This is a genomic window from Vibrio cidicii, from assembly GCF_009665415.1.
Taxonomy (GTDB): domain Bacteria; phylum Pseudomonadota; class Gammaproteobacteria; order Enterobacterales; family Vibrionaceae; genus Vibrio; species Vibrio cidicii.
Genome location: NZ_CP035922.1, coordinates 1,267,865 through 1,279,655, shown reverse-complemented (window position 1 = coordinate 1,279,655; position 11,791 = coordinate 1,267,865). Strand labels below are relative to the sequence as shown.

Here is an 11,791-nt window from a genome sequence, read left to right as displayed (position 1 = left end):
CACGGCATGGTTTTATGCTGGTCGTATCAGAAGCTTACTTGATTCGGCTGAAGGTGAAATTCTCATCTGAGTTAGTAAAGTTGAGGCTTTCATTGTCTGTTACCGTGATAGTCGCGCTAAACATGGGACTACCTTTATCATGTAACCCGCCTGGACCGTCTGCTTCGCTAGTGATGCTGGTGACGGTGAACACACCACCATTGAGGTTAAAGTTACCAAATTCACCGGATGTGGCCATAACCGCTTCGCCATTGTAGGCTTCTTGGTTATTGGTATGCACGATCACATACTGATTATTCGGCAGTATGGTTAAGATGTTATCGCTGCTGATGTCATCTTCTCTCAAATACCAAGCACCCACCATGGCATTGCTGCTGTCGGTAATTTTGCTAAATTGAACCTGTTCACCAGCTTCATCAGCGAAAGTGATGTCTAGAGTCGTTTGTGTGGCCTGAGCTTCGAGAGTGATTGAGCCAAAGTTGTCTGCTAATCCGCCGGAATTATCCGATTCTCTGATCACGTTAAGCGCCAACATTTGGGTGGCAGGATCGTAGGTATAAGTACCGTATTCAGCCGAGCCTGCTGCTTGGTCGCCATCGTCAGCGAAGTCTGAATGTTCATGCACAATGATGTAGTTGTTGTCGTTGAAGAAGGTGAGTACATTGCGCTTGCCTGCGCCTTCACTAAATAACCAACTACCGGTCAATTGGCCTTTTAAGGTATCGGTAAAGTGAGTCTGAGCGGCTTCTTCGGTGACTAAGGTTTTACCTATGCTGGTTAAAATGGCGCTAACAGATGCGTCAAAACTATCACTGCTGAGATCTAATCCTGTGCCGACAAAAGCATCCTTACTGGTATCGATAATGGTGATGCCATCCGAGAGATCGCCGTTATCGTCCAAGCTTTGCAGCAATTGTAAAATGTTAACCGTGGTGGTGGTGGCTAGCCCTCCACCGATATCAGCTGGCGTGACTTGACCACCGGCTTTGACGGCTGGAAAAGTGAGATCGCCAAGGTAAAAGGTGACCGTTTCACCTTCTAAATAGGTGAATTTTCCGTCTTCCGTTGTCATACCGTTGCTGATGGTTGCGGTGCGATAATTCATGCCTATGACGGGACTATCTAAAAAGACCCCCGTTTTGCTTTGTGGTGCCGGGGTAGATGAATCGCTACCGCCGCCGCACCCTGCCAAAGCAAGTGCTACACATCCTGTTAGTAGTCGTATTTTCATATGTGCTCCAATCGATTTTATTATTTTGCGCAAGGCAACCCTTGTTTTGTCATCGAAGCCGAGTATTTCATCGAGAATTTTGCCCAACAATACCCATATGGGTAATGCTATTAACATTTTTCACGTTTATTTGACAATGCGGAGTGGGGATTTAATACTTTTTGCGCAGTTGAGGGCTTCTAGGTTGATGGGTGGATATGAGTCAAGTTGATAAGGTGGATATTGTAAAACAGATTTACAGCACCATTGAGAAGCCAGAATTATGGCAAGAGGTGTTGGTCCGCCTGAGTGAAGTATTAGGGTCTTCGCACGCATTTATTGCTAGCCGATCGAGTGTCGATCATTCGCCATCTCGATTTGTTGCTCATGGCTTTGAATCAGGCCATTTTGAAACCTATCAAGAGCATTTTTATAAAGTAGATTTGTGGACGCAGGGATTGGCACGACATGATGCCAACCAGTTTCATGCTAGCCATTTGGTTTGCAATGATAAGGATTTTGTTGATTCCGAAATTTACTCGGATTTTGCGAAGCCCGCGGCAATCAGAAATTCAATTGGCTGTTTACTCGCTAAACCGGATAGCCAATTGATCACCGAAATTGCGTTTATGTCAGGGCCTGACACGGCTTACTATTCTCAGCAGCAGGTGGCGGCGGCCAATGCGTTTCTTCCTCATATTGATCACGCTCTAGGGATGTCACTGCGTATGCAGCAGAGCAACGCGGCAGGTGCACAGCATGCGTTACTGGATGTGTTACCTGAAGCCATTTTTGTTTGTGACTACCATGCAGAGCTGCGTTACTTAAATGCATCGGCTCAACGCTTATTGTCTGACAGCACGTTGTTTCAATCGTCGGCTTTCTTTTCACGCCGATTAAGCTTCGCTTTAGCGGAGACAGATGCTCAATTTAGACTCGGTTTGAATCAATCCGCGGCTATCCTTGGCGCAGAGTTTGATAAGCGTTTTTATGCTTGGGATGCGCATATGGTTTATCGAGTGACATTAAAGCCTTGGTTTTACCAAGTCGTGACGCCGATTGGGCCACACAATGTCGCTTGTTGTTTAGTGATGGTGCAAGCTTGCGCGAGCCGATTTAAAATTCATCCTCAAGAAATAATGTCTTTGTTTTCATTAACCTTAGCGGAAGCGGAAGTGACCAGTTTACTTTGTTCAGGCTCTTTGGTTGATGAAATTGCCGTGCTACGTGATGCAACCAGCAACACCATTAGACAGCAGATTAAAGCGTGCTTAGCGAAGACCGCAACCCGTAATCAGGCTGAACTGGTTGCTAAAGTCATTCGGAGTCTTACTCTGAGTTAGAGCGCTTAAGTGAGCTGAGTTCAGTAACCCAGCCCTGTTTCGCATCTAAAATAGGGGCGAAGTGCGCCCCTTGAATGTGCTTAACTAAACGCTCTTGCGACTCGGCCTTGGCTGGTGATGGTGTACTGTTCACTGTAAGCGGGGATGAAAACCGATTCGCCCTTTTGGATTAAACAACGTTCGCCATTAGCGTGGCTGAGTTCGAGAATGCCATCCAAAGGCAGCAAGATTTCCGCGCTGGCTACGTTGATCGTCAGCTTCTCTGCGGGCGGTAAAATGGCAAATTTAAAGTCGTCGACAGGAATGGGGTAGTGCAGACTGCCATCACTCAGGTTTGGCTCAAGGCGCAGTTGTTCCAACGGCTTGTGTTTGAATTGAGTGCATGCCACCAACTCATCAATATCCATGTATTTTGGCGTTAAACCCGCGCGCAACACGTTGTCGGAGTTGGCCATGATTTCTAAGCCCGTGCCATGCAAATAGGCGTGCGGCGTCTCGGCTTGCAAGAACATCGCTTCACCCGGTTGTAAGGTAATCACATTGAGCATCAATGGTGCGAAGAGGCCGATGTCGTTGGGATACTGCTTTTCCAATTCAACAATCAAGGCAAAGAGCGGCAAATCAATCTGCTTTGCTTGGTGGATCAAAGCCGCTACGGCGTTGTTTTTCGTTTCACCTTGCAATGAAAGTAAGCCGGAGAAAAAGTCACTCAACCCTTGTTCTGTTGGGTTACTTGAGAGGGCATCAACAAATGGGCTCAGTTCGTCAATGGCCAGCTCGGCAAAGACATTGAGAATTTCGCCAGTAGAGCGAAAACCGTTCATCGCTTGGTATTCTGTTAGTGCGTAAACCAGCTCTGGCTTGTGGTTTGGGTCTTTGTAATTGCGGTTGGATGCGGTCAACGCAATACCTTGCTGCTCTTCTCGGGCAAAGCCTAATTCTGCTTGCTGCTTGTTGGGATGCACCTGAATCGACAGCGCATTTTCAGCGGCGAGAATTTTAAATAGATAAGGCAGCTCACCAAACTGTGCGGCGGTCTGCTCACCTAAAACTAGCGATGGATTTTGCGCAATAAAGTCAGACAATTTAACTGGTTGGCCTGCCATCGTGACACATGAACAACCATTGGGATGCGCCCCCATCCATAACTCGGCTTGGGGTTCATTGGTTGGATTTTCGATCGCGAACAGTTGCTGCATGGCGGTTTTGCTGCCCCACGCATAGTTTTGTATCGGGTTGGTCATCGGGAAGAACACCGCCAGCGGCAGGGTTGCTTGCGAAGCTAGGATCTCAGACATCTTTCTTGCCTTCAGAAAAGTTACCTTTAAAAAGTGACCTTTAGAAAAGTCACCATCGGAAAGATGGCTTGAGCGTGCGCCCAAGCCATACGGTGGAAAGAGAGGGAAGTTAGGCGGTTGCGGCCGCCAGCTTTTGTGCGCGGATTTTCTTCAGCGTCACACAAGTGATTGCTGTAACCGCAGCGCCTGAAGCCATGCAAATTAGCGCCAATAACGGGTAGTTCATCGCGCCAAGTAGCGCTACAACAGGGCCACCGTGCGCCACGCTGTTAGTGATGTCGAAAGAAAACGCCATTACCGCTGCAACCATAGAGCCCAATACGTTGGCAGGAATCACCGACATCGGATCTTGCGCCGCAAATGGAATCGCCCCTTCCGAGATACCGACTAAGCCCATTGCACCTGCCGCTTTGCCCGCTTCAATTTCTGACGATTCAAACAAATCGAACTTGCGACCCATCGCGGTGGCGAGCGCCATGCCAAGTGGTGCAACCGGAATGGCACACGCCATCGCACCCATAAATTGGGTTTGGCCACTGGCAATCATGCCGACAGAGAACAAGAACGCCACTTTGTTGAATGGGCCACCCATGTCAAAGCCGGCCATACCACCCAGCACAATGCCCAGTAGAATCACGTTACCTGTACTCATGCTGGTGAGCAGTGCGGTTAAACCGTCCATTAGGCTGGCGATGGGTGCACCGATGACGAAGATGAACAGACCAGCAATGAAAAGCGATGCGGTGATAGGTGCGATCATGATCGGAACAAGTGGTTGAATAAACTTGTGGTAGTTGATTGAGGTGATCCACTTAACGAAGTAGCCAACAAGCAAGCCTGCGATGATGGCACCAATAAAGCCTGTTCCTGCTTCAGCGCCGTAGAAAGAACCGTTGTTAGCAATCCAACCACCGATTAAACCCGGAGCCAGTGCTGGTCGGTCTGCGATCGCGTAGGCAATGTAACCTGCCAAAATCGGGATCATCAACGTGAAGGCGACCACGCCCACTTCTAGAATTTGGTTCCACATACTGCCTGGAGGGATCGCCATGCCGGCTTCGGTTGGCTCGCCACCGACCGCAAGGGCTAAGGCAATCAGAAGCCCCCCGGTGACCACGAATGGGATCATGTGAGATACGCCGTTCATCAAGAAACGATAGAGATCAGAGCGCGCTTGGGACGCTTTGTTCGCCACCGACTGCGTGCTGGTGCTTTCGGCTTGGTAGCTTGGCGCGTTTAACGCTTCGTTAATCAGCTTCTGAGCGTCGCGAATGGGTGCTTTGACGTTGGTTTTGACGACACGTTTACCGGCAAAGCGCGCCATGTCGACTTGCTTATCGCACGCCACAACGATCGCCTCTGCACGTGCAATTTCTTCTGCGGTTGGGCTGTTTTTCACTCCAATCGAGCCGTTGGTTTCCACTTTGATTTCGTAGCCCAACGCCGCCGCGCCTTTTTCCAGTGCTTCCGCCGCGAGGTAAGTGTGGGCGATGCCTGCAGGACAACCCGTCACACCAATGATCAACCCTTTGCTCTCCGATGGAGGAGTGTCTGGAGCAGGTTCGGCCTTTTTCAGCAATAGTTGCAGTGCTTGCTCGGCGTTTTCGGCATTGAGAAATGCATCGATGAAGCCTTCTTCGATCAGCTTGGAAGAGAGTTCAGCCAACACTTCAATATGGTGGTTATCGCCTCCATCGGGTGACGCGATCATGAAAAAGAGTTTGGAAGGCAAACCGTCTTCTGCGCCGTACTCAATGCCCTGTTTGCTCACGCCAATGGCGACGGCAGGTTGGGTAACGGCGGCACTTTTCGCATGAGGGATTGCGACGCCGTCTTCAAATCCGGTGTTGCCTAGTTCTTCACGCGCTTGGATGTCTTGTAGGAAGGCCGCTTTATCTGAAATACGTCCTTGCGAATGCAGGATATCAATCAGCTCCTCAAAAACGGCTTGTTTGTTATTTGCTTGCAGATCAAGCTGAATTAAATGGGCATTAATCAGTTGGTTGATCATAGAAACCTCTGTGTTTTGTCTTTTTTATCCCGCGCTGGCCTCACGCAGCTGCGCCAAGTGACCTGGGTATTTGTCAGAGATATTGTTTAATTTTGCGGATCGAGCGAGTAGTGAAGAAATGGTACATTTACTGGATAATTGTATCAGTATGGGTTGAATGTGATTTGGATCGCTATGAGATTTGGTGACTGCCTTTGCCTCTAAAATTCTCACCATTAAAGTTAAATTGCAGTTATTTCATTAATTTAAAGTATGTTTGTTGTTTTTAAATAAGAAAAAGAACACTAGAGAATTGGTGCTGTGACTGGATTTTTGTATCATTTTGGCGGGAGTGTGATTTTGTTCAATGAGCCATGGTAAGAATCGTTGTATACCTTACGCTGTTACGAATTGAATAATGCGATGAGAGCCTAGAGATGATTTTTGATGATTTGATTTCATCGGTACTAAATGAACGTGAGTCCTTTCATCACATTTGGTTCGCTGGCGATTTTCATACGCCACCGGAATTTAGCTATCAGGTTAACTTTCCCCGTTTGGAGTTAGTCTTGGATGGGGAATACATTAATGAAATGGAAAGTCACGATCGCAAAGTAAGCAAAATTGTCGCCAAAGCGGGTGATGCGATTTTTATTCCTTCGAACTGCTGGAATAAGCCGAACTGGGATACCGATTGCTCGGTGCTGAGCATGTTGTTTGGGCGTCGTCAGTTGGGGCTCAGTTTGGTGAGTAAACGCAAAGACGAAGCCAACTTTTACGATATCCAAAAACACAGCATCCAAACCCGTTCAGGCTTTGCCATCGACAACATCTTAGAAGCTCTGAGCTCATTGGCGCGTGAAAATCACAAAAAGCCGATGGATGAGCTGTTGCTGCAAGCTCTATTGCAATACACCCAGACGATGTTGAATGCCCCTACTGAGCAGTCGCATAACCGCGTGCAAGATCTCTATCAAGGGATCTGCATTTATATCCAAGAGAACTTCCATCGGCCAATTACCCGTGAAAGCATTGCATCGCGTTTTAGCATCTCCGCCAATCATTTATCGCGACTGTTTCGCCAGCAAGGGCATATGACGTTAGCTGACTACATCACTTGGGTAAGGGTGGATCGCGCCAAGTTTATGCTCAAAAAGTATAACTTTAAGCTCAGTGAAGTGGCGCTGCGCTGCGGGTTTAAGGATGTGAACTACTTCTGCCGCGTGTTTAAAAATCGCACGGGGCGCACACCAAGCGATTACCGCGCCTCAATTTAGCAGGCGTGACATGGCGTACATCAGCAGCGCTTGCAGATCAACGCCGCTGCGAGTCAACAGTAGACGCTCAACCATCTGATCACACAGTAAATTGCGCGTTAAATTGGTCGCAGCGATGATCTGTTCTCGATTGGGCTTGCTCGGCATCACCAAAGCAATGGCTAAATGCACGTCGCCCATTTTGGAAGCCCAATCCATCGATTCGTCGTTTTTGATCACCGCCACAGCAATGTGTTCAATGCCTTCAAACATCACATGAGGAATCGCGATGCCGGGGGCTACGCAGGTGGAAGAGCGCTCTTCTCGCTTGATAAACGCCAAAATCAGCTCATCGGGCGAAACGGGGTAAATCAGTTGCGCTAACCCTTTCAAACACTCGAATTTGGTGAGTTCGGTGTGCGCTTTGGCATAGTGCCATTTGACCTCGGCTGGTGGACAAATTTGCGCTAGACGTTCGGCCAGATGGCTGGAGAACTCATAGTTGATCTTTGAACCGACCACGGTGAAGTGATCCGACAGCATGTCTTTAACCACAAAGCAGGCGAGTTCGGCATCAATGCCAATGGCGGTGATTTGGCAAAAATCCCCTTCTTGTAAGCCTACTTGCAGCACCGCGAGTGATTTTGCGAGTTCTGCGCTACGATTTTGCGTGATATTGATGATGCGCAGGGTGCTTTTGAACTTTCGCGCAACACGAGACAATGGTTGGGCCACATGGGCACTGGCGTTAACATCGTTCACCAAGAAGGTGACTTGATATTCATGCATCATGCTGGTGTTTAGCGGCAGTGGATAAGAAACACTTTGTCGACGTTGAGCAGCACATCTTCGATGGAGAGTTTCACCACGTTCATGCCTTCAAAACGTCCTGGCTGTTCGATTTCGATATCCGAGACAATCAATACCTTATCTGCATGGGCCACATCATAAGGCATCAGTTGGTTTTCGATCCCCATCGCACCTTGGGTTTCAACTTTGATCTGCACATTGTACTTTGGTGCGGCTTTGGTTAATGCATCGGCCGCCATGTAGGTGTGGGCAATGCCCGTTGGGCAAGCGGTGACCGCAACAACTTTCATCGGATTATCTCGTGGTAACGTTTGGCAGGATATTAGCACAGCGTAAGGCAAATGCGGCTTTTTCACAGCAGACCCAGTTCACAGTTCGCTTTTGATGTTACAAAAATCCAGTCATTGCATCTTTCGTCCTATGTTTTGAAACCGCTTGGCTGGTTACTCTAGCCTACGCGCGCGTGCGCGAACCAATACACGCCTCAATGAGTGAGTATGGATAGTATGGACAACGCAAGGTAAAGCCATCGTGGATATGACCAACCTGATCGAACCCGAAGTCATCTGCTTAGATCTGAAAGCCAACAGCAAAGAAGACGTGCTGATCGAATTGGTGGAGATGCTGGATAAAGCAGGGAAATTGACCGATAAACAGCAATTTTTAAAAGATATTTGGCTAAGAGAAGAAATTGGCAATACCGGTTTTGAAGAGGGGATTGCCATTCCCCACGCCAAAAGTCACGCCGTTGCCTTACCTGCTGTGGTGGTGGGGATCAGCCGCCAAGGGATTGATTACGGAGCAGAAGATGGTCAGCTTTCCGATGTGTTTTTTATGCTCGCCTCCCCCGATGGCGAAGATCATCACCACATTGAAGTGTTGGCACAAATCTCCAGTAAATTGATTGAAGAGGGTTTTGTCGAGAAGCTCAAAGCCGCGGAAGATATCGATCAGGCGCGAGCGTTGTTTGTGGGTCACAACGGCGTCGATACCCTGCAAGAGCATGGCATGGGTGAGTTTGTTCATCAGCCGCTTAGCCCAATGGCACAACGCGTCGCGCGTATTAAGGAGCATTTGCTGTTTGGCACCTCTCATATGATGCCGTTTATTGTCGCGGGCGGGGTGCTATTGTCGCTTTCTGTGATGATCTCTGGCCATGGCGCGGTGCCAGAGCAGGGAGTATTGGCGGACATCGCGCAAATGGGCATTGCTGGCCTGACTTTGTTTACCGTGGTGCTCGGCGGCTACATTGCCTATTCCATGGCAGACAAACCGGGTTTAGCGCCGGGGATGATTGGCACTTGGATTGCGGTCAATCAATACCATACGGGCTTTTTAGGCGCGATCATTGTGGGCTTTTGGGCGGGCTTTGTGGTGCGTCAGCTGAAAAAGATCGAGCTTCCCGACAGCATGAGCTCGCTCGGCTCTATTTTTATCTATCCTCTGCTCGGAACGTTTATTACCTGTGGGGCGATCATGTGGGTGATTGGTTCTCCTATCGCCAGCAGCATGTTGTGGCTCAATCAATTTCTGGCCTCGATGGCCGATTCTGGCAAAGTTGCTTTAGGCGCGGTGTTGGGGGCGATGACCGCATTTGACATGGGCGGGCCTATCAACAAAGTCGCCACGCTGTTTGCCCAAACGCAAGTGAACACCCAACCTTGGTTGATGGGCGGAGTCGGCATTGCAATTTGTACCCCACCATTGGGGATGGCGCTGGCCACGCTGTTGTCACCAAGCAAATTCAAGCGTGATGAGCGTGAAGCGGGTAAAGCGGCCGGCATTATGGGCATGATTGGTATCAGTGAAGGGGCGATTCCATTTGCCGCGGCGGATCCCGCACGTGTGCTGCCGGCGATTGTTGCTGGCGGTATTGTCGGCAATGTGATTGGTTTTCTCTTCCAAGTACTCAATCATGCGCCTTGGGGCGGCTGGATTGTACTTCCTGTTGTCGATGGAAAAGTGGGCTATATTGTTGGCACGCTTGCCGGTGCTATGACCACAGCCCTGATAGCGATTGCTCTGAAGAAAACCGTCAATGAAGACGAGAATTCGCCAGGCGATACACTGGCATATTCTTCGGTGGTAGGGGAAGGCCAAGCCGATATTCTTGCCGTCACTTCGTGCCCTTCTGGTGTGGCGCATACTTTCTTGGCGGCGAAATCGTTGGAAAAGGCGGCATGCCTACTCGGGGTGAAAATCAAAGTGGAAACACAAGGTGCCAACGGCATCATTAATCGAATTACCGCTAAAGATGTTCAAAGGGCTAAGTTTGTGATCTTTGCCCACGACGTCGCCATCAAAGAACCCGAGCGTTTCAAGCACATCAAGGTTATCGACGTCACCACCAAAGACGCGATTTTAAATGCCGCAGCATTGATGCAGATGAAGCGATAAAGTTCTGAATCACAGCACTATGAAATAAAAAGAGCCCTTGGGGGAAAGGGCTCTGGGGGAGGAGCTTAAGGGTTAAGCTTGGATAAGTTCGGCGGCTTTTTTCATCGCCTCCTTGGTCGAACATTCGATGATTTTCGCGTTGGTAAAGCGGTGTGCGTCTTTCACTTGGATATCGTGAGCAAGAATCACCAGTTTTGCGTTTGCGACATCTAGGTCAGTGATGCGGTTCTGGATACCGTTTTGACCTTGAGTTTCTACTTTGATCTTGATTCCCGCTGCTGCACCGGCTTTCTCTAGCGCTTTCGCTGCCATGAAGGTGTGTGCTACGCCAGATGGGCAACAGGTGACAGCGACGATGTCGTACTCGCCTTCGCCTGCTGCTGGAGCCGCTTGAGCTTGCGTTGGTGCTGCTTCTGCGATTTCGTCTTCTGCTTCTTCTTCCGCGATTGGTTTCCAGAAGCCAACGATCACTGCGGTTGTTAGTGAGCCTAGTGCGATACCCACCACGTACATTGGGATGTTGCTTGATACAGGCGCTGTGATTAGGCCGCCCCATGGTGCGTGTAGTAGAACGTCTGTTAGGAAGCCAAACACACAGCCAACGATACCACCAGCAACGATTGAAGGAAGAACGCGTACAGGGTCGTTTGCTGCGAATGGGATAGCACCTTCAGAGATACCGATAGAGCCCATGATTGCTGCTGCTTTACCTGCTTCTTGTTCTTGCTTAGTGAACTTCTTCTTGAATAGGAATGTTGCTAGTGCCATACCTAGAGGAGGTGTACAGATTGCGATGCCCACACCACCCATTAGCCATGGTTGAGTGTCCACTTGAGTTTGAGCAAATAGCGTTGCGACTTTGTTGATAGGGCCGCCCATATCGAATGCCGTCATACCACCAAGAATCGTACCTAGAACCACTTTAGAAGCGCCCGCCATAGAAGCTAGGAACTCGTTCATAGATGCCATGAAGATCTTGATTGGCTCACCGATACCCCATAGAACGATGCCTGCAGAGATAAGCGTACCGAGTAGAGGGTAGATAAAATACGCGCCGAGCGCCGTCATGTTGGCAGAAAGCGGGATTTTCTTAAGTTGGAATACCACTCCACCGGCAATGAAGCCCGCAACGATACAACCAAGGAAGCCGCCGCCCATGTCCGCCATGATGCCAGAAGAGATCATGGCTGGCGCAAGAGCTGGTTTGTCTGCAATGGAATAACCGATGAAACCACCCAAAATAATAGGGAACAGCACCAGGCCTTTAATACCGATATTGGAAATATCCGCTAGGAAGCCATCTGCAGGAACGGCACCTTTACCGGAAGCCATCACAGCAAGTGCCAATAATACACCGCCAGCAACAATAAATGGCAGCATATGAGATGTACCAAATAAAAGGTGACCTTTCATGGTACTGAGGAGTTTTTTGAAATCGCTACTGTTATTGGTAGCTTGAGCGGTTAGGGTACTCATAATTTCACGCC

Annotated in this window: 9 protein-coding genes; 3 read left to right on the top strand and 6 right to left on the bottom strand. The window is 49.1% G+C overall.

The genetic code is table 11. The annotated features are described in order from the left end of the window. Positions 1-34 precede the first annotated feature (34 nt). Positions 35-1,231 carry an adhesin gene (locus EWA64_RS21195; protein WP_244881449.1) on the bottom strand — a complete coding sequence of 399 codons (1,197 nt, stop codon included), beginning with the start codon at positions 1,229-1,231 and terminating at the stop codon, positions 35-37. Between the two features lie 197 nt (positions 1,232-1,428). Between EWA64_RS21195 and EWA64_RS21190 the strand changes: the two genes are divergently transcribed. Beyond that, a complete protein-coding gene (locus EWA64_RS21190) occupies positions 1,429-2,553 on the top strand; it encodes a helix-turn-helix transcriptional regulator (RefSeq protein ID WP_061894293.1) in 1,125 nt (374 codons plus the stop codon). Positions 2,554-2,633: 80 nt separating this feature from the next. On the opposite strand, the gene manA is transcribed toward EWA64_RS21190, so the two are convergent. Together manA and EWA64_RS21180 are read right to left on the bottom strand one after the other, a co-directional pair. Continuing rightward, positions 2,634-3,851 (bottom strand): mannose-6-phosphate isomerase, class I, encoded by a 1,218-nt coding sequence (manA, locus tag EWA64_RS21185; RefSeq protein ID WP_061894294.1) that lies wholly within the window; start codon positions 3,849-3,851, stop codon positions 2,634-2,636. Positions 3,852-3,960: 109 nt separating this feature from the next. Beyond that, entirely contained in the window at positions 3,961-5,862 is a 1,902-nt protein-coding gene (locus EWA64_RS21180; RefSeq protein WP_369435840.1) for a PTS fructose transporter subunit IIABC, read from the bottom strand. A 416-nt stretch (positions 5,863-6,278) separates the two neighbouring features. On the opposite strand from EWA64_RS21180, the gene EWA64_RS21175 reads away from it, so the two are divergent. After that, entirely contained in the window at positions 6,279-7,118 is an 840-nt protein-coding gene (locus tag EWA64_RS21175; RefSeq protein WP_061894296.1) for a helix-turn-helix transcriptional regulator, read from the top strand. Here the strand turns inward: EWA64_RS21175 and EWA64_RS21170 are convergent. Both EWA64_RS21170 and EWA64_RS21165 read right to left on the bottom strand, forming a co-directional pair. Then, positions 7,110-7,889 carry a PTS sugar transporter subunit IIA gene (locus tag EWA64_RS21170; protein ID WP_061894297.1) on the bottom strand — a complete coding sequence of 260 codons (780 nt, stop codon included), beginning with the start codon at positions 7,887-7,889 and terminating at the stop codon, positions 7,110-7,112. The two genes, EWA64_RS21175 and EWA64_RS21170, sit on opposite strands and share 9 nt — an antisense overlap. A gap of 8 nt (positions 7,890-7,897) precedes the next feature. Continuing rightward, a complete protein-coding gene (locus tag EWA64_RS21165; RefSeq protein ID WP_061894298.1) occupies positions 7,898-8,197 on the bottom strand; it encodes a PTS fructose transporter subunit IIB in 300 nt (99 codons plus the stop codon). A 241-nt stretch (positions 8,198-8,438) separates the two neighbouring features. Between EWA64_RS21165 and EWA64_RS21160 the strand changes: the two genes are divergently transcribed. After that, a complete protein-coding gene (locus tag EWA64_RS21160; RefSeq protein ID WP_061894299.1) occupies positions 8,439-10,304 on the top strand; it encodes a PTS fructose transporter subunit IIBC in 1,866 nt (621 codons plus the stop codon). A 72-nt stretch (positions 10,305-10,376) separates the two neighbouring features. On the opposite strand, the gene EWA64_RS21155 is transcribed toward EWA64_RS21160, so the two are convergent. Next, entirely contained in the window at positions 10,377-11,780 is a 1,404-nt protein-coding gene (locus EWA64_RS21155) for a PTS fructose transporter subunit IIBC (RefSeq protein ID WP_061894300.1), read from the bottom strand. Between the last annotated feature and the right edge of the window lie 11 nt (positions 11,781-11,791).

Bases quoted from the DNA above. Each gene is read 5' to 3' on its own strand.
- EWA64_RS21155 (WP_061894300.1), bottom strand. From the start codon at position 11,780: ATGAGTACCCTAACCGCTCAAGCTACCAATAACAGTAGCGATTTCAAA.
- EWA64_RS21175 (WP_061894296.1), top strand. From the start codon at position 6,279: ATGATTTTTGATGATTTGATTTCATCGGTACTAAATGAACGTGAGTCC.
- manA (WP_061894294.1), bottom strand. From the start codon at position 3,851: ATGTCTGAGATCCTAGCTTCGCAAGCAACCCTGCCGCTGGCGGTGTTC.
- EWA64_RS21180 (WP_369435840.1), bottom strand. From the start codon at position 5,862: ATGATCAACCAACTGATTAATGCCCATTTAATTCAGCTTGATCTGCAA.
- EWA64_RS21190 (WP_061894293.1), top strand. From the start codon at position 1,429: ATGAGTCAAGTTGATAAGGTGGATATTGTAAAACAGATTTACAGCACC.
- EWA64_RS21170 (WP_061894297.1), bottom strand. From the start codon at position 7,889: ATGATGCATGAATATCAAGTCACCTTCTTGGTGAACGATGTTAACGCC.
- EWA64_RS21195 (WP_244881449.1), bottom strand. From the start codon at position 1,231: ATGAAAATACGACTACTAACAGGATGTGTAGCACTTGCTTTGGCAGGG.
- EWA64_RS21165 (WP_061894298.1), bottom strand. From the start codon at position 8,197: ATGAAAGTTGTTGCGGTCACCGCTTGCCCAACGGGCATTGCCCACACC.